Source organism: Arthrobacter sp. MYb214, assembly GCF_002979865.1.
GTDB lineage: Bacteria > Actinomycetota > Actinomycetes > Actinomycetales > Micrococcaceae > Glutamicibacter.
Genome location: NZ_PCPZ01000005.1, coordinates 107453 through 128867 on the forward strand (window position 1 = coordinate 107453; position 21415 = coordinate 128867).

Annotated in this window: 19 protein-coding genes; 8 read left to right on the forward strand and 11 right to left on the reverse strand. The window is 65.7% G+C overall.

The window, feature by feature from the left end; all coding sequences use genetic code 11:
* The first annotated feature begins 143 nt into the window (after positions 1 to 143).
* Positions 144 to 1592: an MDR family MFS transporter gene (locus CQ012_RS13295; RefSeq protein ID WP_105658589.1), complete on the forward strand. Its 1449-nt coding sequence runs from the start codon at positions 144 to 146 to the stop codon at positions 1590 to 1592.
* A gap of 138 nt (positions 1593 to 1730) precedes the next feature.
* The gene (locus CQ012_RS13300; protein ID WP_105658588.1) at positions 1731 to 2507 is read left to right on the forward strand and encodes an SDR family NAD(P)-dependent oxidoreductase; all 777 of its coding nucleotides are present in this window, start codon (positions 1731 to 1733) and stop codon (positions 2505 to 2507) included.
* A 25-nt stretch (positions 2508 to 2532) separates the two neighbouring features.
* Here CQ012_RS13300 and CQ012_RS13305 read toward each other — a convergent pair whose 3' ends face one another.
* Both CQ012_RS13305 and CQ012_RS13310 read right to left on the reverse strand, forming a co-directional pair.
* The gene (locus CQ012_RS13305) at positions 2533 to 3432 is read right to left on the reverse strand and encodes a hypothetical protein (RefSeq protein ID WP_105658587.1); all 900 of its coding nucleotides are present in this window, start codon (positions 3430 to 3432) and stop codon (positions 2533 to 2535) included.
* A gap of 72 nt (positions 3433 to 3504) precedes the next feature.
* A complete protein-coding gene (locus tag CQ012_RS13310; RefSeq protein ID WP_105658586.1) occupies positions 3505 to 4527 on the reverse strand; it encodes a pseudouridine synthase in 1023 nt (340 codons plus the stop codon).
* Between the two features lie 60 nt (positions 4528 to 4587).
* Between CQ012_RS13310 and CQ012_RS13315 the strand changes: the two genes are divergently transcribed.
* Positions 4588 to 5424: a PhzF family phenazine biosynthesis protein gene (locus CQ012_RS13315; RefSeq protein ID WP_105658585.1), complete on the forward strand. Its 837-nt coding sequence runs from the start codon at positions 4588 to 4590 to the stop codon at positions 5422 to 5424.
* A gap of 22 nt (positions 5425 to 5446) precedes the next feature.
* On the opposite strand, the gene CQ012_RS13320 is transcribed toward CQ012_RS13315, so the two are convergent.
* The 6 genes from CQ012_RS13320 to CQ012_RS13345 form a co-directional block, all read right to left on the reverse strand.
* Complete coding sequence (locus CQ012_RS13320; protein ID WP_105662433.1) at positions 5447 to 6271, reverse strand: DNA-formamidopyrimidine glycosylase family protein; 825 nt, start codon at positions 6269 to 6271, stop codon at positions 5447 to 5449.
* A gap of 24 nt (positions 6272 to 6295) precedes the next feature.
* Positions 6296 to 10960 carry an ATP-dependent helicase gene (locus CQ012_RS13325; RefSeq protein ID WP_105662434.1) on the reverse strand — a complete coding sequence of 1555 codons (4665 nt, stop codon included), beginning with the start codon at positions 10958 to 10960 and terminating at the stop codon, positions 6296 to 6298.
* Positions 10961 to 10999: 39 nt separating this feature from the next.
* Positions 11000 to 11302, reverse strand: coding sequence for a transcriptional regulator (locus CQ012_RS13330; RefSeq protein ID WP_105658582.1), 303 nt, complete (start codon positions 11300 to 11302; stop codon positions 11000 to 11002).
* Positions 11286 to 11747: a hypothetical protein gene (locus tag CQ012_RS13335; RefSeq protein WP_105658581.1), complete on the reverse strand. Its 462-nt coding sequence runs from the start codon at positions 11745 to 11747 to the stop codon at positions 11286 to 11288. The genes CQ012_RS13330 and CQ012_RS13335 overlap by 17 nt, the downstream gene beginning before the upstream one ends.
* Positions 11748 to 11751: 4 nt before the next feature.
* Positions 11752 to 12216 carry a hypothetical protein gene (locus tag CQ012_RS13340; RefSeq protein ID WP_105658580.1) on the reverse strand — a complete coding sequence of 155 codons (465 nt, stop codon included), beginning with the start codon at positions 12214 to 12216 and terminating at the stop codon, positions 11752 to 11754.
* Positions 12217 to 12279: 63 nt separating this feature from the next.
* On the reverse strand, positions 12280 to 12738 hold the full coding sequence (locus CQ012_RS13345) for a 23S rRNA (pseudouridine(1915)-N(3))-methyltransferase RlmH (protein ID WP_181148922.1): 459 nt from the start codon (positions 12736 to 12738) through the stop codon (positions 12280 to 12282).
* 63 nt (positions 12739 to 12801) lie between these two features.
* On the opposite strand from CQ012_RS13345, the gene CQ012_RS13350 reads away from it, so the two are divergent.
* Positions 12802 to 13515 carry a phosphatase PAP2 family protein gene (locus tag CQ012_RS13350; protein WP_181148921.1) on the forward strand — a complete coding sequence of 238 codons (714 nt, stop codon included), beginning with the start codon at positions 12802 to 12804 and terminating at the stop codon, positions 13513 to 13515.
* Here CQ012_RS13350 and CQ012_RS13355 read toward each other — a convergent pair.
* Together CQ012_RS13355 and CQ012_RS13360 are read right to left on the reverse strand one after the other, a co-directional pair.
* Positions 13484 to 14455: a D-2-hydroxyacid dehydrogenase family protein gene (locus tag CQ012_RS13355; RefSeq protein ID WP_105658578.1), complete on the reverse strand. Its 972-nt coding sequence runs from the start codon at positions 14453 to 14455 to the stop codon at positions 13484 to 13486. The genes CQ012_RS13350 and CQ012_RS13355 overlap by 32 nt on opposite strands.
* Before the next feature lie 96 nt (positions 14456 to 14551).
* Positions 14552 to 16399, reverse strand: a complete 1848-nt coding sequence (locus CQ012_RS13360; RefSeq protein WP_105658577.1) for a calcineurin-like phosphoesterase C-terminal domain-containing protein — start codon at positions 16397 to 16399, stop codon at positions 14552 to 14554.
* A gap of 179 nt (positions 16400 to 16578) precedes the next feature.
* Between CQ012_RS13360 and CQ012_RS13365 the strand changes: the two genes are divergently transcribed.
* Positions 16579 to 17706 (forward strand): hypothetical protein, encoded by a 1128-nt coding sequence (locus CQ012_RS13365; RefSeq protein WP_105658576.1) that lies wholly within the window; start codon positions 16579 to 16581, stop codon positions 17704 to 17706.
* A 49-nt stretch (positions 17707 to 17755) separates the two neighbouring features.
* Positions 17756 to 18187, forward strand: coding sequence for an acyl-CoA thioesterase (locus CQ012_RS13370; protein ID WP_105658575.1), 432 nt, complete (start codon positions 17756 to 17758; stop codon positions 18185 to 18187).
* On the opposite strand, the gene CQ012_RS13375 is transcribed toward CQ012_RS13370, so the two are convergent.
* On the reverse strand, positions 18184 to 19035 hold the full coding sequence (locus CQ012_RS13375; protein WP_105658574.1) for a helix-turn-helix transcriptional regulator: 852 nt from the start codon (positions 19033 to 19035) through the stop codon (positions 18184 to 18186). The two genes, CQ012_RS13370 and CQ012_RS13375, sit on opposite strands and share 4 nt — an antisense overlap.
* Positions 19036 to 19226: 191 nt before the next feature.
* Between CQ012_RS13375 and CQ012_RS13380 the strand changes: the two genes are divergently transcribed.
* Positions 19227 to 20522 carry a benzoate/H(+) symporter BenE family transporter gene (locus CQ012_RS13380; RefSeq protein WP_105662436.1) on the forward strand — a complete coding sequence of 432 codons (1296 nt, stop codon included), beginning with the start codon at positions 19227 to 19229 and terminating at the stop codon, positions 20520 to 20522.
* A gap of 101 nt (positions 20523 to 20623) precedes the next feature.
* Complete coding sequence (locus CQ012_RS13385) at positions 20624 to 21415, forward strand: aspartate dehydrogenase domain-containing protein (RefSeq protein ID WP_105658572.1); 792 nt, start codon at positions 20624 to 20626, stop codon at positions 21413 to 21415.

The window sequence follows — 21415 nt, forward strand, 5'->3', positions numbered from 1 at the left end:
TAAGGTTTCCTGCACCCCTAGTGCACCGCAATCCCAAGCGATAAAATCGATAGAGCTATTTGAACTTCCTTGCCCGGCGAAGCAGCCGCAAGCGTCAGATAGCGTTTCCTTTTTCCGAATCCTCGTGGAAGCAGATTCCTGCCGTGACGAACGCTCCAGAACGACTGAGCAAACAGAACTTCACCACGATTGCGGTGCTGATTGTTTCCAGCTTCGTGGTCATCCTGAACGAGACCATCATGAACGTGGCCCTGCCTGTTCTGATGGATGAATTCAATGTCACCGCTGACGCGATTCAGTGGCTGTCAACCATCTTCATGCTGACTATGGCCGTGGTCATTCCAATGACCGGCTTCCTGCTTCAGCGGATGAGCATCCGCAATGTCTTCGTCTTGGCCATGGGCCTGTTCACTCTGGGCACCCTGCTGGCTGCCCTCGCGCCGGGCCTGAGCGTCCTGCTGGTGGCCCGCGTGATCCAGGCCAGCGGCACCGCCATCATGATGCCGCTGCTGATGACCACCATCTTGCATCTGGTCCCGGCTGAGCGCCGCGGCGTGCTGATGGGCAATGTCTCCATCGTGATCTCCGTAGCCCCGGCCATCGGCCCGACGGTATCCGGACTGATCTTGCAGTACCTGTCGTGGCGATTCATGTTCATCGTGATCATCCCGATCGCGGTAGCGGCTCTGCTGATCGGCACCCCTCGACTGTCCAAGGACGTTGACGGCGCCTCGACGCCGCTGTCCATTCCTTCGCTGATTCTGGCCATCCCGGGTTTCGGCGGCCTGGTCTACGGCCTCAGCGGCTTGTCGGTTGGCGTCACCCCGCTGAACCTGGGCATCCTTGTTGGCGCGATTCTGTGCCTGCTCGCTTTCGTTTTCCTGCAGCTGAACCTGCAGAAGGAAGACAAGGCGCTGCTGGATCTGCGTCCGCTGAACTACAGGGCTTTCACCCTTTCGCTGGTGCTGATGATGTTCTCGATGATTTCGCTGTTCGGCGTGATCATCCTGCTGCCGATGTTCTTCACCAACGTGTTGGGCATTGAAACCCTGACCACCGGTTTGATCATGCTCCCGGGCGGTCTGCTGATGGGTGTCCTGGCGCCATTGGTCGGAAAGCTCTACGACAAGGTCGGCGCCCGTCCGCTGATCGTTCCCGGCGCCCTGGTGCTGCTGGTTTCGCTGCTGGGCTACGCGGTGGTCCTGGATGTGGACACTCCGATCTGGCTGCTGGTGGTCATGCACCTGGTGATGAGCTTGGGCCTGGCCTTCATCTTCACCCCGGCCTTCACCACTGCGCTGAACCCGCTGCCGCACAGCCTGCACTCGCACGGTTCGGCCCTGCTCTCGACCTTGCAGCAGTTGGCGGGCGCCATGGGCACCGCCCTGCTGGTTGGCGTTGTCGCCTCATCCACCGCCGCGAAGATCGCAGCTGGCGGCGATCCGCTGACCGCTTCGGTCGAAGGCTTCCAACCTGGCTTCCTGATCGGTGCCGGCTGCAGCATCGGCATCGTGGTGATCGGCTTCCTGCTTGGCGGCAAGAAGAAATCGGCTGGAGTCGAAGCCGAGCCTGCGACGGTTCCGAGCCACTAGGCTGCAGGACAGTGCAAGAGCCGCTGGATCCCATCGCGGGGTCCAGCGGTTTTTCCATGCCCGCGGGCAAGATTCTTCGCCTCCACGCAACTGGCCAGTAATGTAGATCACAAGACCACTGTCTACAAAGGGGTAAATATGCAGTTGCAGGATTCAGTCGCTCTGGTCACCGGCGGCCTATCGGGATTGGGACGCGCCACGGCGCAGAAGCTGGCCACCGCCGCCAGGCATGTGGTGGTACTCGACCTGCCGCGTGAGGATGGCGATGAAATCGCCGCCGAGATCGGCGCGAATGTCCGCTTCGTGCCAGCTGATGTCACTGACGCGCAGCAGGTGGCTGCCGGCATCGAACGTGCCAAGGAACTTGGCACCCTGCGGGTGCTGGTCAATTGCGCCGGTGTGGCAACACCAGGCAAGGTGCTGGGCCGCGACGGAGTGCTGCCGCTGGAGCGCTTCGCCAAGGTGCTGGACATCAATGTCAACGGCACCTTCAACGTGATCCGCCTGGCCGCAGAAGCCATGGCGCATAGCGAAGCGCTGAGCGATGAGCAGGGAACCACCGAACGCGGGGTCATCATCAACACCGCGTCGGTGGCGGCCTTTGACGGCCAGATCGGGCAGCCGGCCTATGCGGCCTCCAAGGGAGCAGTAGCGGCCATGACCCTGCCGCTGGCTCGCGAGCTGGCGAACCACCAGATCCGCGTCATGACCATCGCACCGGGCATTTTCCACACGCCGATGATGGCCGGCCTGCCGCAGGCTGCCCAGGACTCGCTCGGAGCCCAGGTGCCGCATCCTTCGCGTCTTGGACGTCCGGAAGAATACGCGGCATTGGTGGAGCACATCGTGGCCAACCCGATGCTCAACGGCGAAACCATTCGCCTTGATGGAGCCATCCGCATGGCGCCACGCTAGGCACCCGTGGCGGGCGCGGCCAGTCCTAGAACTCTATGGGCTTGCCGCGCTGCGCACGGTGCTCGGCATGGCTGATCTGGAACCGGCGGTTCTCGGCCATCAGGAAGACCAGCAAGGCCATGAAGATCCAGACCGCGCAGACCCACAGCGGTGCGGACTCATTGAGCCAGCCCTGGATGGCAGCGGCGATCATGCAGATTCCGAAGCCGCTGGCAAAGGCGTGGCGGCCGCGCTCCGAGTGGGCGAAGGCGGCGGCAACCACTGAAATTCCGGCCGCCACCACCACAGCAGGAAGTCCCTGCCCGCCGTCATTCCATCCGGCGGCGGCAAACCAGAGTTGCAGGGCATAGACCAGGCTGGAACCGGCAAAGAAGCTTACCGGGGCATCCGTTGCCCAGCGCTCCAAGCGGTTTCGCGCAGTATTCCTGTTCAGCTGGAGCACGCCGTACAGGGACAGCAGCGAAGCGATGGTTGCCAGGATGGCAGCGCTGATGGCCAAGAACCCGGAGGCCAGGGTGATGGCGCAGGCCATCATCGCTGTGGCCGGGATCGAATAAACGGAAATGATTCGTTGGCGTCGCGCCGAAAGCTGATCGCGGCGCAGCGAAAACGCGGCGCTCAGGACCAGCGCGATGGCAGTTGCCGGCCACAACACCGAATGCACCAGGCTGGTATCCAGCAGGCTGGACGGCGCGCGTCCATGCAAGCCGGAAGGCAACGCCAACGAGGTCAGCAGCAGCAATAAGCCCGACGCGCCCAAGAGGTATCCGCGGACCGTGTCGAAAGGTTCCACTGCAGGGTTGGGGCGATGATCTGGCGCCGAGTAGGGCAACACGAAGGAGGACCGTTCTGCCGCCGAAGCAATGGCAGACTGGGCCGACTCCACCAGGGAATCGAGTTGCGGGGTCCGCTGGTGTTCGGCCATCTTGCCTTCATCCTTACGGGGCACGGGATAATAGGCACCAGCCTAGGGCAATTCTTCCCCCGTGAGAAGAGGTTATGGGACCGACGGCGCTTCCAGTAGCCGCTGTTGCGAGCTGAAGCTGCGCGCGTGGCCGGTCAGCGGATCGGTGAAGGAAATGGTGTGCGCCAGCAATTGCAGCGGGCGCCGGTAGTCATCCGGGGCCAGATCCCACAGCCGCGGATAGAACGCGTCATTGATGATGCCCAGGCCCAAGGAAGCCAGGTGCACTCGCAGCTGATGGGTCTTGCCCGATCGCGGTTCCAGATCCATCAAGGCGACCTCCAGCCCGGCATGGAAACCGGTGCTCGTTCCGATCGCCTCGAGCTTGACCAGGGTCTGGGCGTTCGGCTCGCCTTCTTCCACAATGGAACGCAGCTGGCCCTTGACCTTGGCCATCCGGTTCTCGAAGAGCAGCGGCATCCGCTGCAGCAGGCCACGCAGCTCGGATTCCGGTTTGACCTGCGAATGCTCCCCATTTGGATGCAGCACCCGTCCAGTTTCCAGGCCTTCGCCCGGCTGCAGGGCGACCACCGCCTTGTAGCGCTTGGCGATCTCGCGGCGTTCGAAGAGCATCTGGTAATCGCCGCGGGTCGCCGGATTCACCGCGAAAAGAATGACCCCGGCGGTGGCCCGGTCCAGCCGGTGCATCGGCACCAAATCATCGATGCCGGTCTGGTTGCGCAGGCGCACCAGCGCGGATTCCTGGATGAAGCGTCCGCCGGGTGTGGTGGGGAGGAAATGCGGCTTGTCCACGACCAGCAGATGCTCGTCTTGGTGCAGGATCCTGGCTTCAAAGGGAATGGGAGTTTCTACCGGCAGGGAACGGTAGTACCAAATGAATTCGTGCTCGCCCAGGGGCGTCTGGCGAGTGAGCGGAGTGCCGCCCAAGCCAACGATCTGCTGATCATCGAAGCGGCGCAGGATGCCCTCTGGATCCACATGGCCGAAGCGCTCAAGCAAATAATCTGCGACAGTTGCCCACGAACCGGTCCGCGGGAGGCGAAGACGAGTTGCATTGACGCCGTTGCGCACGGGAAGCGGGGATTCCATAGCCATAGGGGCTATTCTCCCATCTTTGCCAGGACCGCGCAGGCCGCGGTCTGCTAGGTTGGTTCGATGGCCATGCGTAAATACAGCGAAGTCGACGTCTTTTCTCCCACTGCATATCTGGGCAACCCCTTGGCTGTGGTCCACGATGCAGAAGGCCTGGCCAGCGGGCAGATGCAAGGATTTGCCAAGTGGACCAATCTGGCCGAGACCACGTTCCTGATGCAACCGGAGGATCCGGCCGCCGACTACCGGGTGCGGATCTTCTCTGCCACCCAGGAATTCCCCTTCGCCGGCCACCCGACGCTGGGCTCGGCCTTTGCCTGGCTGAAGGCCGGCGGGGTTCCCAAGAAGAAGGGACGGGTCATCCAGGAATGCGCCGCCGGGCTGGTGGAGGTGCGCGTTGAGCCGCAACGGCTATGGTTCGCTGCACCGCCGCTGACCCGCTACGAACCGGTTGCCGAATTGCTGGTGCAGCGCATCGCCGAGGTACTGGCGATTCCCCGGGAGCAGATCCAGGATGCCTCATGGCTGGTCAACGGCCCGGAATGGATCGGGGTGAGGCTCTCCAGTGCGCAGCAGGTACTGGCCTTGGACCCGGATCCCAACGCCCTGGGGACGCTGGCCATCGGGGTTGCAGGTCCGCAGGAGCCAGAGGCCGGCACGCAGTTCGAAGTGCGTGCTTTCGTCGGCGGGGACCCAGTTTGGGAAGACCCGGCTACCGGCAGCCTCAATGCGGGCCTGGCCCGGTGGCTGGCCGATTCCGGGTTGGCTCCCGAACGCTACATCGCCGCCCAAGGCACCGCGATCGGGTACCAGGGCCGGGTGCATCTGCGCGTGGAGGACGGCGTGGTCTGGGTGGGAGGCGACGTGAACAGCTGCGTGCAGGGCGAAGTCGACCTCTAGGCTTGCAGCCGCGCCCCGCCGCCTAGGCCGCTGGCTGGCAGGAAGGGCACAGGTAGCAGTCCCGCTCGGCACCGGTGGAAGCCGAGGGAATGCGCAGCAGCCCGATGCGGGTTCCGCAGCGCAGGCAGGGCTTCGACGCCCGGCCGTAGACCCACAGCGGGTCGCGGGTGCGCGGCTGCCCGGTAGTCACCCGCCGCGACCGGTCCTTGTTCACCACCAGCAAGCGGTGGGCCAGTTCGATTAATGCCGGCAGGCCGGCCACCTCGCCCACCGCGGTGAGCGGATGCACGCGCCGCAGGAACAGGATCTCGCTGCGGTAGACATTTCCCACCCCGGCCATGATCCGCTGGTCCAGCAGCGCTTGGCCGATGCCCAGCTGCGGATCGGCGCGCAGGTTGTCCAGCGCCCGTTGCGCATCCCAGTCCGGCCCGAGCAGGTCGGGTCCCAGATGGCCGACCACCTCGGATTCCTGTTCGGTTGGCAGCAGTTTCACCTGGGCGATCTCGAAGCCCACGGCCTTGGCGTTTGCTGTTTCCAGCACCACCCGGGCGGTATGCGCCGGGCGCTTCCAGCGTTCGCCTGGCGCATAGAGATCCCAGCGCCCGTCCATGAGCAGATGCGAATGCAAGGTCAGCGCAGGCTGGGCGAAGGCCGGGTTGGCAGTAGCCGGCGGCTGCAGGCGCATCAGCAGGTGCTTGCCCCGGGGGATGACCTCGCGCACCGTGTACCCGGCGACGTCCACGGTGGCCAGGGCCGGGACGCGGAAATCGGAGGCCAGCAGGATTTCGCCGGCCAGCGCCTGGTGCAGGCGGGCGGTGGCGCGGTAGACGGTATCGCCTTCGGGCATGGGCAGCGCTCCTTCGATAGCGGGTCAGCGGCGGAAGCGGATGCCTTGGGGCGTCGCATAGAAACCGGCGCCCAGCAGGGCGGCGCCGACCGGATGGTCCTGCACCGGCTGCCCGTCGACCGTGGCGATGGCGATCTTGTCGACCTGGGCGGTGCGCAGCGCGGCGACCATCGCCGTGGCGAGGATGCGCCAGGACGGCTCGGGCAGCTGCCCGAAGGTCAGCACCGTGCGCCCGCCGCGCTCCAGATAGAGGCTCAGGGCCCCGTTGAGCAGCCCGACGATTGCGCCGGCCTTGCGCCCGGGGCGGTGCCCGGTTTCGGTCGCAGGCCAAGCCAGCGCCGCGCCATAGGGGTTCGCCGGATCGGTGGAAGCCAGCACCGTGGCCACCGGCTGGCGGCGCGGGTCATCGGCCAGCTGGAATCCGCGCAACCGGTCAATGGTGGTGGAGGTGGAGAACTGGGCGGCGCCGAGCTTCTCGACGAAGTAGCCGCGCCGGGCATGGCCAGCTTCTTCCAGCTTCGAGAGCACCCGGTAGAGCTGGCCGAAGCCGCCGGGCACCGACTCGGCGGCCACCGAGCCGCGGGTGAGCACCCCGTAGCGTTCCAGCATGATTTCCGCGGTGGCGTGGGCGCTGATCGTGGGGTCCGCTACCGGTGCGGGCAGCAGCGACCAGCGGGCCGCGCCGCGCGAGCCGCGCGCCGGCCCGCCGGCTTGTTCCCGGGCCAGCCGGTTCAGCCCGGAGAGCCGGTTCAATCGTGCGGCGCGGGCCCGCGGGGCGGGCTTGGCGATTTTGTGCGCGGTGCTTCCGCCGGCCAGGTAGCCGCGGATCGGCGCCATGGTATCCGGTGAAATGTACCCGGCCCAGAACAGCCTCCAGCAGGATTCGGCGACCTCGTGGCTGCTGGCCGCCGGGTCATCGCTGCGGTGGATGCGCCCGGCCAGCTCCTCGGCGAAGTAGGCGCCGGTGGACTCGAAAGCCTGGAGCACGCGCAGGTCCAGGGCTTGCAGCGCGCTGGCATCGGGCTGGGGAAGGCTCAGCGCTGCATGCTCGGCGGTGTGCAGCGACAGCCAGCCGTCCTTGCCCCCGGCGGCTCCGGCGCCGCAGATCAGGATATCCCCGGAGCTGCACAGCTCATCCAGCCAGGAATTCTGGTAGCCCCTCAGCCGGGCCGGGAGCACGAAGGATTCCAGGGCGGAGGCGGGGACCTCGGCGCCGGCGAGCTGGGCAACGATTTCATAGGCGCCGTCGGCTCCCTGCAGCGAAGAACCGATCTGCTGCCAGGCCGGCAGGAAGCGCCCGTATGTGTGCTGGTCCACCGGCTCCACCTCGGCGCGCAGCGCCGCCAGGGATCGGGTGCGGATGGTGCGCAGCACCGCCACGTCGCAGTATTCGTCGCCGGCCACGCCTTCGGGGACGAGCTCCAGCGGGCGGAAGGCCCCCAGCGACAAGCGGCCGGCGGCCACCAGCTGGTCGAGAACGGGGCGCAGCACCGCGACGCCCAGTCCCAGCTGCGCGGCCAGCTCCCCGAGGGTGAACGGGGCGTGGGTGCGGGCGAAGCGCGAGACCAGGTCCTGGATCGGAGCGGTGGCAGGCTCCAGGAAGGCCGCCGGGATGCCGGTGGGCAGCGGGGTGCCCAGCGCATCGCGCAGCTTGCCGGCATCCTCGATGGCCGCGTACACCAGCTGGCCGGAGCGGCGCAAGGTGAAAGCCCGGCGCGTGGAAACCAGGGCCTCGGCGTGGGCCCGGGCGCTGGCAGGATCCAGCGCCGCCTCGTCATCGGCCGGATCGCGCAGCCGGGCTGCCAGCTGCACGGCATCCAGCGGACCCAGCAGCCGCAGCAGGTCCGCGGCGCCTTCCATGCCCGCCAACCGGCGGTTGGTTGCCAGATGCTGCAGCTGCTCCTGCAAGGCCGAGATGACCTGCGGGTCCAGCACCTCGCGCACGTCGTTGCGCCCGAGCAATTCGCCCAGCAGCACCGGATCCAGGCTCAGGGCGGCGGCGCGGCGTTCGGCCAGCGGCGCGTCGGATTCGTAGAGGAACTGCGCCACGTAGCCGAAAAGCAGGGATTGGGCGAAGGGCGAAGGCAGCTCGGTGGTCACTTCCACCAGGCGGATGGCCCGCGAGGAGATGCTGGAGAGGATCCTGGACAGCGCCGGCAGATCGTAGACATCATTCAGGCATTCGCGCACGGTTTCCAGGATGATCGGGAAGTCCGGGTAGTTGCGGGCCACATCCAGCAGCTGGCTGGCACGCTGGCGCTGCTGCCACAGCGGGGTGCGCTTGGTCGGGTTGATCCGCGGCAGCAGCAGCGCGCGGGCGGCGCATTCGCGGAAGCGGGAGGCAAACAACGCGGAATTGGCCACCTGCGAGGTGACCACCTCGATGATCTCGTCGGCTTCGAAGGCGAAGAGGTCCGCCCCGGGCGGCTCATCGTCCATGGCGGGGATGCGCAGCACGATCCCGTCGTCGGCGGCCATCGCCGAGGCGTCCAACCCCCAGCGTTCGCGGACCCGCGCGCCGACGGCCAGCGCCCACGGGGCGTGCACGGCCAAGCCGAACGGGGAGTGCAGGATGACCCGCCAGTCGCCCAGTTCATCGTGGAAGCGCTCGACCACGAAATTCTGGTGGTTGGGCACCTGGCCGGTGGCCCGGCGCTGCTCGTCCAGGTAGTTGAGCAGATTGTTCGCGGCGAACGGATCCAGCCCGCTGCCGTGCAGCACTTCGGCCGCTTCGATGCGTTCGCTGGCCAGCAGCTTCGTGGTGAATTCGCCCAGCGCCGCCCCGAGTTCCACCGGGCGTCCCAGCCCGTCGCCGTGCCAGAAGGGCAGCTTTCCGGGCTGGCCGAAGGCCGGGGTGACCAGCACCCGGTCGTGGGTGATGTCCTCGATGCGCCAGCTGGTCGCCCCGAGGGCGAAAATGTCTCCGACGCGCGATTCGTAGACCATTTCCTCGTCCAGCTCGCCCACGCGCTTGGGCGCCTTGTCATCCTCGGATCCGGCCAGGAAAACCCCGAACAGCCCGCGGTCCGGGATGGTGCCGCCGGAAATCACGGCCAGGCGCTGCGCCCCGGGCCGGGCGGTGAGGGTGCCGGCATCCCGGTCCCAGATCAGCCGCGGCTTGAGCGTGGCGAATTCATCCGAAGGGTACTTGCCCGAGAGCATGTCCAAGGTGGCCAGATAGGCGCTGCGCGGCAGCTGCTGGTAGGGGGCGGCGCGGCGCACGGTGTCGAACCATTGCTCTACGTCCAAGTCGTCCATGGCCACCGCGGCCAGGGTCTGCTGCGCCAGCACATCCAGCGGGTTGGCGGGGATCACCATCTTCTCGATGGCTCCTTGGCGCATGCGGGTGACCACCAGGGCGGTGGAGAGCAGGTCCGCCCGGTGCTTGGGGAAGAAAGCGCCCCGGGAGACCGAGCCGACCTGGTGCCCGGCACGGCCCACGCGCTGCAGCCCCGAGGAGACCGAGTTCGGGGATTCGACCTGGATCACCAGATCCACCAGCCCCATGTCGATGCCGAGTTCCAGGGAGCTGGTGGCCACCACGGCGCGCAGCTTGCCCAGCTTCAGGTCTTCCTCGATCTGGGCGCGCGAATCCTTGGACACCGAGCCGTGGTGGGCACGGGCCAATAACGGAGCTTCCGGGTGCGCGGCAGCGGTGGAGCCGGCCTGGGCCATCAGCGCTGCAGGGGTGGAGGTGGAAGCATCCTCGGCGCTGAATCCCTCGCGTTCGGCGTAGATTTCGTTCAGCCGTCCGGTCAGCCGCTCGGCCAGCCGGCGGGAGTTGGCGAAGATGATGGTCGAATGGTTGTCCAGCACCAGATCCACCAGCTGGTTCTCCACATGCGGCCAGATGCTCGCCGACGCCGCGGGGGAGGAACCCGGACCCAGATCATGCGCTCCGGCCGCGGAAGGCAGGTCGGTCATGTCTTCCACCGGGACGCGCACCGCCAACTCCCATTTCTTGGTGGACGGCGGGCGCACGATGTTCACCGGGGCGGAGCCGGCCAGGAAGCGGGCCACTTCTTCGGGCGGCTCGACGGTGGCAGAGAGCCCGATGCGCTGGGCCGGGGCGGGCAGCAGCGCGTCGAGCCGTTCCAGTGACAGGGCCAAATGGGTTCCGCGCTTGGTATTGGCAATCGCGTGGACCTCATCGATGATGACGGTGTGCACCTCGGCAAGGGACTTGCGTGCTTGGCTGGTGAGCATCAGGTACAGCGACTCGGGCGTGGTGATCAGGATTTCGGGCGGGTCCTTGAGCAGCTTGCGCCGGTCGTTGGCCGGGGTGTCTCCCGAGCGCACTCCCACCGACACCGACGGCTGGGACAAGCCCATTTCGTGCGCGGTGGCGCGGATGCCAGCGAGCGGAGAACGCAGGTTGCGCTCCACGTCGACCCCGAGGGCCTTCAGCGGAGAAATGTAGAGCACCTTGGTGCCATTGCCCGTTGGATGATCGGCATCGGAGTCCATCCCCGGCAATGCTGGAGCGTCAAGTTCCGCGTGGTGCAGCCGGTCCAGTGCCCAGAGGAACGCGGCCAGGGTCTTGCCCGAGCCGGTAGGCGCGATGACCAGGGTGTGCTTCCCGTCCGAGATGGATTCCCAGGCGCCACTCTGGGCAACCGTGGGCGCGGAGAAGACGTCGGTGAACCACTTGCGGGTGGCTGCGCCGAACCGGGACAGGACATCGCTCATGGAATCGATACTACGGTCTGCGAACGACAAGATCGGCCATTATCCGCCCGCCGTGATCTCCCGCAGGGCCGCCACATGGCTGACATAGGCCCGGCGTCCGGATTTGGTCAGCGAAACGCGCATATGGCTGCGCCCCAGCTTGGTGAACCGCTCGATGCCGATATACCCGGCATCGGCGAGCTGCTTGAGGTGCTTGCTCAAGACGGAGTCGGCGACATCGAGGATGCCGCGAAGGTGCGCGAATTCTGCCCACTGCACCGGGGCGAGGCTGGCGCAAATGCGCAGGCGGATGGGTGCATGGATCAGCTCGTCGAATTGCGCATTGCTAGATGGCTTGTTCATTTCCATCCTTGATGCGGGATTTGATGGTTTCGCGGCGCATGATCCACAGGGAACCGGTGAAGACAGCGGCCAATGCGAGGAATTTGGGTATCGCGAACAGCCAAGTCTGGGGAATCCAGAAGGTGCACAATTGCAGGGCGAGCATCATGAACAGCATGACAGCGATGTATTTGCCCGAGTGCCGCAATGCAGGACGGGACTTGGGCCGCTGGCGCGACCAGTAGGCGTACCAGGCGATCAATGGCACAAAGAGCACCGGCGACCAGTACCAAAGGGCGATGTCGATGACTCCGTAGAGCGAAAAGATTGCCGACGTGGCGAGGCCCAGGACAATCATGAATGCCCCGGGGGCTTCGGTGGCGCTGACGGTGCCGCTCGCAGCTTCTTCGGCCGCGGCGAGTTGGGAAGCGGCTTCGCGCTCCGAGGGAATCTGCGAATTGTTCACCTGGCTAGACCGCCATTTCCTGGGCATCTTGCACACGGTCCTTGTCCCATGCCGTTTGCGCGGCGGAAAGCAAATGCGATAAGGCGGTGCAGGAGACGACTAATTTCGCACCGATGCTCCAAGGGTCCTCGGCGACCCAAAAGCGCAGGCACATCACGATCATTGAAGCCAGGAACGCGTACCAGCCGTAGGTTGCCGAGCTGCTGAGCAAAGGGCGCATCTTGGCGCGGCTGCGCATAATCACGTAGTGCACGAGGGCTGCAACGACAGCCACCGCGAATAACGCCAGAGCCATCTTTGGCGAAAGGACATGTTCAAGACTCATCGCGGTGCTCCCGAGCACCACGTACACGAAGAGGGTGGCCCGGGAAGAAGTGCCGGCAGCGACCATCTTGTTCGAGGCCTGGTCCGCGGAGGCCAGGCGCTCCGCGGCGGTCAGCTTGTCGATTCGTTCTTGCCCCTCAGCCATGATTTCCCCACTTTCCGTTATGGAAAGTCTTGTCTTTCCAAGTTGGAAAGTCAAGGGAATGGCTTAAACGTGATGGTACTTCCCGCCTGCCAGGATGTCCTGCGCGCGGTACAGCTGCTCGGTGAGGATCAAGCGCACCAGCTGGTGCGGGAAGACCAGCTTCGAAAGCGACCAGGTGAAATTGGCCCGCGCATGCACGGATGCGTCCACGCCGTACGCGCCGCCGATGATGATCACGACATTGCGCGAGGAATCGATCGGCGTGCGCAGGGTGTTGGCCAGCGCAGGGGAGTCCACGTTCTTGCCGCGTTCATCGAGCAGCACCACGAAATCCCGGTCATCGATCTTGGCCAGGATGCGCGCGGATTCCTCGGTGCGGGCCGCGTCGTTCTCGCGCGAGGAATGGTTCAGCAGCTGCCAGGTGAGATTGAAGGGCTTCTTCAGCCGCTTCTCGTAGCGGGAAATTCCCTCGTCCACCCAGGATTCGTGTTTCTTGCCAACTGCCAGCACCTTGATCGTCATGCTTCCATTGTTCCGCATCGATCGAGTTCAGCGCTTCGCGCCCGCCCCGATACGATGGAAGCCATGCGATCCTCATGGTATTTCCGGCAAGGCCAACGTTCCCGCGGCGCACAGGTGCTGTGGATCATTTTCGGGCTGGTTGTCGCCATGTTCTACTTCACCCGCAGGGTGCTGGTCTCCCTGCACGCGGGCGGCTGGGCCAGGGATCTGGATGCCCCTGCCTACCAATGGGCACTGGAGCACCAGTCGCCGTTCCTGTTTGCGGTCTCCGACTTCTTGTACTTCTGGGGATCCACACCGGGAATGACCATGATCATGCTGGTGATCACCTCATTGCTGTGCTGGAAAACCCGCAGCGCGTGGCCGTTGGCGGCCATCGCGTTCACTGCACTGGTCTCGGTCCTGCTGACCGTTATTCTCAAGACGAGCCTCCAGGTGCCGCGTCCCCAAGGCGTTCCCGGAGGCCCGGCGCCGCCGCAGACCTTTTCGTTCCCCAGCGGGCACACGCTGAACTCGGCCGCGCTGATCGGCATCGCCAGCTACCTGGCGATCATCTACGGGCTGCGCCGCTACGCGTACCTGATCTCCATCGTCGCGGCGCTATTCGTCCTGGCGATGGGAGCTTCGCGAATCTACATCGGGCACCACTGGGTCTCTGACGTGCTGGTGGGGTTGCTGATCGGGGCCGCATGGGCCGCCGTCGTGGCGATCCTGCACTACTACTTCGTGCCGCGGCCGCAGGTCCCTAGGCCAGCACCCGGATCGGTGCGCCGCTAGCCCACGCGCGGATGTCTTCCACCGCGTCGCGGTAGAACATCTCGAACTGCTCGATGGTTACATAGCCGATATGCGGGGTGGCAATCACGCCCCGGGTAGCGGCCAGCCGGTCCTTGGCCGGCAGCGGTTCCACGTCGAAAACATCCACCGCGGCCAGGTGCAGCTGCCGGCTGTCCAGCGCGTCGATGAGCGCGTCGGTCTGCACGATCCTGCTGCGCGAGGTGTTGACCAGGATGGAATCGGGACGCATCCACGCCAGCTGTTTGGGTCCGATGACCCCGGTGCTGCGCTCCGAGAGCTTCAGATGCACGGTGACGATGTCGCTGGTGGAGAACAGCTCGGCTTCGGAGACCAGTTCCACGCCCACTTCGGTGGCGCGGGCCTTGGTGAGATTCTGGCTGTAGGCGATGACCCGCATGCCGAAGGCCAAGCCGACCTTCGCAACCTTCGCTCCCAGATTTCCCAGGCCGTAGACGCCCAGGGTCTTGCCGGACAGGCCCAGTCCGAAAGTGGTCTGCCAGCCCGAGCCAGCCGCCAGCGGGCGGTCCGCGGAAAACAGCTCCACGTCCAGTCGGCGTGCGGCGCTGAGGATCAGCGCCCAGGTGTGCTCGGCGGCATCGGTAGCCACGTAGCCGGTGTGGCTGACCACGATGCCCTGGTTCTTGGCAGCCTGCAGGTCGATGGATCCGTTGCGGCGGCCGGTGGTGACCAGCAGCTTCAGGTTGGGCAGCGCAGCCAGCCGGGCGGCCGGGAAAGGCGTGCGTTCGCGCATGGCGACGATGGCGTCGAAGGGCTGCAGCGCCTGGACGACGGTACTGTCCTCGTGGCCCAGGTGCTCGGTGAAGACCGTGACTTCGGCGTCCAGGGCGACGGCGAGGCCGTCGAAATCGGCCAGCGAGCGGGCCACGTTGTGGTAATCATCCAGGATTGCAATGCGCATGGATTCATCCTAGGCACCTGCAGCCGATGCTGTCCCACTGCGGGCGTAACAAAAAGCTGGTGCCTGCTCATGCAGGCACCAGCTCGAAGGATGGCGCTACCCGATGACCGTGAAATCCAATTCCTCGGTGAAAGAACGCCCATGCACGTCGGTGGCAGTCACCGTGGCCGTGTGCGCCCCGACGGAGAGATCATCTGGCAGTTCTAAGCGCCACAAGTGGCTGGTCTTCTCGGCGAAGCCGCCGCCATGGACGAATTGCTCGGCGATGGCCGCCGGATCCGAGTACTCGGCGCCTGACAGCGGGCGTTCGCCGGCCATTTTCTGCGTCCGCTCGGCCGCAACCGGGTCCTGGCCGTCGATGGAGACCTCGACAGCGGAGCCGGTGCTGCCCATCCAGAAGTTCGTGGTCAGCCAGGTGTCCTCGGCCAGTCCCTGCCGGCTCACCGCCAACGGGTCATCCAGGGCCGGAACCGTGCCGCGCTCCTTTTCCAGATTCTCCTCGTACCACTGCCGGTACGCCGGGGTGTTCAAGCCCAGGGACATCTGCTTGCTGGCATCCCCGCCGGTCACGGTGAAGCGCTCGGTGATCTTGGTGTTCTTGATGTCCAAGGTGAGCACTCCCGGAGGGGTCCCGTCGCGCTGGATGGAAGTCGGGTAGCCGTTCTCGATAACCCGTCCGTCATACCACTGCCCGGAAATGGCCGGGACAGTCAAGTGCGTGAACGGCAGGCCTGCCTCGCCGACCTCGTCGCGCCAGCCATCCATCAGGTCCCCGGCGCGCAGGTTCTCTGACATGTGGGTGTGCCCGCCCAGGGAAACGACCTCGCGTCCTTCCAGCAATTCGTAGATCTCCCGGACCAGCTTGGTGGAATGCTCGTCGCTGTAGAAGAACTCCAGCAGGGGGCTGTGCCCGGCCAGGACGATGGCCTTGTTCTCGGGTACCTCGGCCAGGTCCGCGCGCAGCCACTGCAGCTGGCGCTTGCCCAGATCGTAGGTGTAGTCGCTCTTCTTGGCCGGAACCGCAGTCGGGTAATCGATGGTGCTCAGGGCGATGACGTGAGTCTTGCCCGTGTCGTAGGAGTAGTACTCCGGACCGAACTGGGCGCGGAAGGAATCGTACTCGTGCTGCCCGTCCAGCGAGTCGTAGTCGATGTCGTGGTTGCCCGGCAGGAACCGGGCCGGACCGTTGAGCATGGAGGACAGTTCTCGGGTCTGGTGGAAGAAGGTCAGGTCATCGCCCACGAGGTCGCCGATGAACAAGGCGCCGCAGCCGGTGTAGTCGGTGCGGGCCGCCAGATCGGCGAAAGCGCCTTCCCTGGCGTACTCGACTTCCTGCTGGGTATAGGTCTGCACATCCGCACCGATGACGCAGCTCTGCTCGGGCGATTGCGTGGCGCTGCTGGCCACCAGCGGGAAGTTGACTGCCTCGGGCAGCGGCCCGGTCGGGGCGATGCCGTCGTACTTCAGGTCCGGGGAGCCTTCAGGCAGGTGGGTGTAGAAGAATTGGGCGACGTTGTCGTCGTCGACCGGAACCTGGAAGCCCCGGGGCTGGGTGACGAACGCGGTCATGTTGTTGTAGGCCGGAAGTTCGTAGCGTCCCTGCCCATCGGTGGCCACGACGTCGCGGCCGTTGGAAACCGTGACGTTCGGTAGGCCAGGCTCGTTGGCATCCTGCGTGGAGTTCTTGTTGCGATCCTCGAAGACCACTCCGTCGAGCGTCTCTTGCGCGGTGCCGCTGCGGCCAGTTCCTGCCGGGATCACCTCGACTGACCCGCGGTAGGCCGAGGAGCTCCAGTCCGCGGCGGACTTGGCGGCAGGCACTGCCTCGAGTTCCGGGGTGGCGCCGATGAATGCGGTGGAAGCTGCAATGGCAACTAGGCTTCCGGCGGTGAGATGCAGTGGGGTGAGATGATTGGTTTTGCCGGGTCGAGCGAAGATTTTCACGAACGTTCCTCCGGGTGGGGACAATCTGCCGGCCCCTTGGCCGGCCGTCTTCCACGGTGCCAATGGCAGGTGAATTGCAACCCCTGCTCAGGTAATGTCTAATAATCGATCCCGTAAATAGTTATCGACTGTCTTGGCGGGATTTACTGTTTTCGAACCAGTGAAATGAAGTGGCGCAGATGGAACTAGTGCAGGCGCTCATGGCAGGCGCGCGCGGGCGCAGGATGCTGTGGGAGTTCGCCACTGCCAGCGAAGAGGAGCTGCTACCGGCGTTCGGGGAGCATCCGCTGCATGCGGCGATGTTCTACGCCGCGTATCACGTAGCGGTAGAACGCGGCGAAAGCGTTGGCCTGTTTGGCGCGGATGAATCCAGCATGCCCGAAACCAGTGTCCAGCAGATCGCCCGGCGCCTGGACGGCACCACTTTGGTTCCGGCCACCGCAGCGCTGCTGCAGCAAGCGCTGGTCCGCTCGGTCGACAGTGCCCGCTATTGGCAGGAACCGGATGGGGAAGACACCCTGCTGGCGTTGCCGGAACTGGCCGCGCCGCTTGAGCGCGTGGCCCGGCACCTGGCGGACAGCGGGCTCGCGGCCTGGTGGCTGGATACCGTGGATCTGCGCAACCAATTCCAGGTCGAATTCGACCAGCATGACCCGCAGGGCAGGACGCAGGCTCCCGGCAGCAATGCCCCGGGCATACTGCAGGAGTGGAGGGCTGGCATCCTGGCGACCGAAGCCCGCGATGCCGCCGAAATGAGCAGCACCCCGCTGGGCAGCTTCGGCGGGGAATGGTGGTCCAAGCCCAGCAGCCGCCTGCCCTCCACTACCGGTGTGTTCCCAGACCGGGAGCCAGTGGGCCTGAGTTGCGTGGAAGACGGTTTCGGATGGGAGCAAGCCAGCGTCAGGTTCACGAGCGTGCCTCCCGCAGCCAAGGTGCTGGAGATCGCCACGGCCGAGGACTGGATCCGGCTCTGCCGCGAGCACGGCATCGAGGTCACCGCGCACAAGCGCCACGACTGGTACCTGGCCACCGGGCGCGACGGCGCATGGAAGACCCCCGACTGGCTGGCCGTGGCGCGCGATTACGACGGGGTGCATCTGGGCATCGGCGCCTATCTGGCGCTCGCCGGGCAATGCCTCGACATCGATGATAAATACGCCAGCGTGATCGCCGGGTGGGACCCGGACCAGACGTTCTGGTTCACCGATGAGCTGCGGTGCTACGGGCCTGCACAGGAATGGATCTGCCTGGACGCCAACAACGAGGATGCACGCTGGGTGCCTTCCGGCGATGGCCCAAGTTCATGAGCCGTCACGGGCGCAGTAGCCAGCCCGGGTTTCTGGTGCAATGGGTTCCATGAGCGAAACGACAAACGATGAACTGGCCGCGGCTACCGAAGTCATCTTGCAGCTGCGCTGGTCGGACCAGGACGCCCTGGGCCATGTGAACAATGCGCGCATCGTGACCCTGATGGAAGAAGCCCGCATCCGCTGGACGCGCGAGGCCGGGACAACAGGCCGTTTCGAATTCGGCACCGTGGTGGCATCCATCCAGATCGACTACCTGCGCCCGCTGTACTACCAGCCCGAGATGCTCATCCGCATGGGCATCAGCCGGCTGGGCAACAAGTCCTTCACCGTGCGGGGCATCGGCTACCAGGACGGGCAGCCGGTATTCGACTCGACCACGGTCATGGTGCCGCTGGCAACCGATGGCGTCTCGTCACGCCCGCTCAACGAGCTGGAGCGCAGCTGGCTCGGCAAATCGCTGATCCCAGCACGCAGCTAGGCTTCGGGTGCCGGTCCCTGGCCGTTGAGCAGCGCGGCCAGATCGCGCAGCTTCGCTTCGGAGTCCGAGCCCGGGTCGGTGGTGTAGATGAACAGGGTCTGGTCTGGTGCCCCGGTCACGTCCAAGGCCTCGTAGTTGACCTCCAGATAGCCCACCTGGGGATGGTTGAACCGCTTGATCCCGTCCCGCCGCTCGACCACCCGGTGATCGGCCCACCAGGTGCGGAATTCTTCGCTGTTCATGGACAGCTCTCCGACCAGCTGCGCGAGCAGCGGATCATGCGGATGGCGCCCGGCATCCAGGCGCAAGGTGCCGACCATCGAGGCGGCGATCTGCTCCCAGTCGGCGTAGCGCTGCCTGGCTTCGGGATCCAGAAAGGCCCAGCGGATCAGGCTGCGGTGGCGCACCGGCTTGGCGAGGAAGTCGGTGAGCAGGCTGGCGGCCAGCGCATTCATGCACAGCACCTCGGTACGCCGTCCGCGGATGAAGGCCGGATGCCCGGTGAAGGAATCCAGCAGCTGATGCAATGAGGGGCGTACCCGCTGGATGCTGCTCGACGGGATGTTGCGCCCGGAACCGGAGACCGAGCGGGCCAGATTGAACAAATGCCCGGCCGCCGTCTCATCCAGTTCCAGGGCCTTGGCCAACGCGCCGAGCACGGATTCGGAAGGGCGCTTGTGCCGGCCCTGTTCCAGCCGGGTGTAGTAGTCGGTGCTCACGCCGGCCAGGACCGCAACCTCTTCGCGGCGCAGGCCAGGCACGCGTCGCCGGGGACCGCCATCGCCTGCCGGGCTGATCAGGGCCCGCCGTGCCTTGAGGAATTCGCCGAGCTCGGTATTGGAATTCATCCCTGCATTCCTTTCATCCGCGGGCCGCATCGCCCCGGTCTTATCCTAGCCCTGCGTGCAGTGGCAGCTAGCAGCCCGAACTATCCTAGGACTGCCATACCCCGGATCAATGCGCCACGTCCCACGGCCCCTGGAGCCGTGCAATGGTGGTGGACTATTAATGCCACTGCCACCATCGCCCAGGAGCGCACATGCCCAAACCCGCCGATAACCTGCCCACCCGCGAATCGGCTCCAGCAGCTGCGCGAGCACCACGCGAACCGCTGCTGGAGCGGGCCGCGCAACGGCCTGCCGGAATCCGCGACCTGCTGCGCGACGTGGGCGGGGTATATGCCAGCAATGGCGTGATCGGGCTGGTGTTCTCCGCCTCGGGCCCCATCGCGGTCACCCTTGCGGTGGGTGCCGCTGGCGGGCTGTCCCAGGCCGAGATGGCTTCCTGGGTCTGCGGGATCTTCCTCTCCGCCGGGTTGGCGACCATCGTGATGTCCCTGCTCTACCGCCAGCCGCTGGGATTCGCCTGGTCCATCCCCGGCACGGTGCTGCTGGGCCCTTCGCTGCAGCACCTGTCCTTCCCCGAAGTGGTCGGGGCGTTCTTCGTCTCCGGGGTACTGGTCCTGGCCTTGGGCGCTACCGGGGTGGTGCGCCGGATCATGGCGGCCATACCCATGCCGATTGTGATGGCCATGGTGGCCGCGGTTTTCTTGCGCTTCGGCACCGACATCGTCTCGTCCACCCAAGCCAACCCGGTGTTGGCCGGCCCCATGGTGCTGGTCTTCGTCCTGCTCGCTGCGGTGCCGGCGCTGGGCAGAAGAATTCCCCCGGTGCTGGGCACGCTGATCGCCGGGGTCATCGCGGTGGCCGCCAGCGGCCAGTTCGCGTTGGACGCAGCTGGCGGGCCCGTGCTGGCCACCCCGGTGTTCACCGCTCCGGAATTCAGCTGGGCTGCGCAGCTGGAACTGGTAGTGCCGTTGGCCATCACCGTGCTGATTGTGCAGAACGGCCAGGGTGTCGCGGTGCTGCGCTCTGCCGGGCACCGTCCCCCGGTCAATGCCTTTGCGCTGGCCTCGGGCGGGTTCTCGATCCTGAACGCATGCTTCGGTGCGGTGTCCGCCTGCGTCACCGGGCCAACCAACGCGTTGCTCACATCATCTGGCGAAAAGCACCGCCAGTACACCGCAGCGGTGGTCTATGGCCTCCTGTCCCTGCTCTTCGCCCTGTTCGCTCCAACGCTGACGCGCTTCATGCTGGCCACCCCAGAGGCTTTCGTGCTGGCCTTGGGAGGCATCGCCATGCTCAAGGCCCTGCAGCAGGCCTTTGTGACGGCCTTCGCCACCAAATTCACCCTGGGCGCCCTCGTGACGTTCGTGGTAACCATTTCCGGCCTGGACCTGTTCAACATCCATGCCGCCTTCTGGGGCATCCTCATCGGATATGGCGCCTCCCGGCTCATGGAACGCACGGACCATTCGACCGCTTCCCGGCACTAGCGGCAACGGCCCGCACCCTGGCCAGCTGGCAGTTCGTGCCGAGCCTGCGAGCTGGCCTAAGCTGGCGGTAGCTTACATCGATCTTTTCGGACAGGACGGGCATGGCCACGGGCAGCATGTATCGGGTGGGAATACTGGGCCACGGGGCGATCGGCTCCGTGGTGGCGGAGCAACTGGCAGCCGGGACGGTGCACGGTGCCCAGCTCGAAGGGGTGATCCTGCGCCGTCCGCAAACCGGGCTGGAGCATGAGCAGCTGAGCTGGGAGTCGGCCCTGGAGCGCTGCGACCTGGTGGTCGAATGCGCGGGCCAGCAAGCCCTGCGCGAGAATGCGGTGCGCATCCTGGCCTGTGGGGTTGACCTGCTGGCCAGTTCCATGGGAGCGCTGGCTGACCCGGAGTTCGCCGCGCAAGTGCAGGCCGCCGGACCTGGACGCTTTTCCAGCACTGCCGGGGCCATCGGCGGATTGGACCTGCTGGGCGCGGCTGCCCGGATGGGCGGCATCGACCAGGTGCTGGTGACGACGCGCAAGCTGCCGGCCACCTTGGTGCAGCCGTGGATGGATGCGCAGCGGCGCGGTGAATTGGAGCAGGCCGCCGGACCGGTAGAGGTATTTCGCGGTCCAGCCGCGGCAGCGGCCCAGGACTTCCCGAAGTCATTGAATGTGGCCGCGGCGGTGGCGTTGGCTGTGGGGGATTGGGATGCGGTGACAGCCAGATTGATCGCCGACCCGGAGGCAGGCCTGACCGAGCACCGAGTCGAGGCGCGCGGCCCAGCCGGCGAGTACAGCTTCTCGATCAAGAACCACCCCTCGCCACGCAACCCGCGCACCAGCGGCATCGTCCCGTGGGCTCTGCTGCACTCGATCCGGCAAGCCGCGGCGGCGCGCCGCTAG

Excerpts from the sequence above, each read along its gene's own strand:
- CQ012_RS13300 (WP_105658588.1), top strand. The coding sequence starts at position 1,731 with ATGCAGTTGCAGGATTCAGTCGCTCTGGTCACCGGCGGCCTATCGGGA.
- CQ012_RS13305 (WP_105658587.1), bottom strand. The coding sequence starts at position 3,432 with ATGGCCGAACACCAGCGGACCCCGCAACTCGATTCCCTGGTGGAGTCG.
- CQ012_RS13310 (WP_105658586.1), bottom strand. The coding sequence starts at position 4,527 with ATGGCTATGGAATCCCCGCTTCCCGTGCGCAACGGCGTCAATGCAACT.
- CQ012_RS13315 (WP_105658585.1), top strand. The coding sequence starts at position 4,588 with ATGGCCATGCGTAAATACAGCGAAGTCGACGTCTTTTCTCCCACTGCA.
- CQ012_RS13320 (WP_105662433.1), bottom strand. The coding sequence starts at position 6,271 with ATGCCCGAAGGCGATACCGTCTACCGCGCCACCGCCCGCCTGCACCAG.
- CQ012_RS13325 (WP_105662434.1), bottom strand. The coding sequence starts at position 10,960 with ATGAGCGATGTCCTGTCCCGGTTCGGCGCAGCCACCCGCAAGTGGTTC.
- CQ012_RS13330 (WP_105658582.1), bottom strand. The coding sequence starts at position 11,302 with ATGAACAAGCCATCTAGCAATGCGCAATTCGACGAGCTGATCCATGCA.
- CQ012_RS13340 (WP_105658580.1), bottom strand. The coding sequence starts at position 12,216 with ATGGCTGAGGGGCAAGAACGAATCGACAAGCTGACCGCCGCGGAGCGC.
- CQ012_RS13345 (WP_181148922.1), bottom strand. The coding sequence starts at position 12,738 with ATGACGATCAAGGTGCTGGCAGTTGGCAAGAAACACGAATCCTGGGTG.
- CQ012_RS13350 (WP_181148921.1), top strand. The coding sequence starts at position 12,802 with ATGCGATCCTCATGGTATTTCCGGCAAGGCCAACGTTCCCGCGGCGCA.
- CQ012_RS13355 (WP_105658578.1), bottom strand. The coding sequence starts at position 14,455 with ATGCGCATTGCAATCCTGGATGATTACCACAACGTGGCCCGCTCGCTG.
- CQ012_RS13365 (WP_105658576.1), top strand. The coding sequence starts at position 16,579 with ATGGAACTAGTGCAGGCGCTCATGGCAGGCGCGCGCGGGCGCAGGATG.
- CQ012_RS13370 (WP_105658575.1), top strand. The coding sequence starts at position 17,756 with ATGAGCGAAACGACAAACGATGAACTGGCCGCGGCTACCGAAGTCATC.
- CQ012_RS13375 (WP_105658574.1), bottom strand. The coding sequence starts at position 19,035 with ATGAATTCCAATACCGAGCTCGGCGAATTCCTCAAGGCACGGCGGGCC.
- CQ012_RS13380 (WP_105662436.1), top strand. The coding sequence starts at position 19,227 with ATGCCCAAACCCGCCGATAACCTGCCCACCCGCGAATCGGCTCCAGCA.
- CQ012_RS13385 (WP_105658572.1), top strand. The coding sequence starts at position 20,624 with ATGGCCACGGGCAGCATGTATCGGGTGGGAATACTGGGCCACGGGGCG.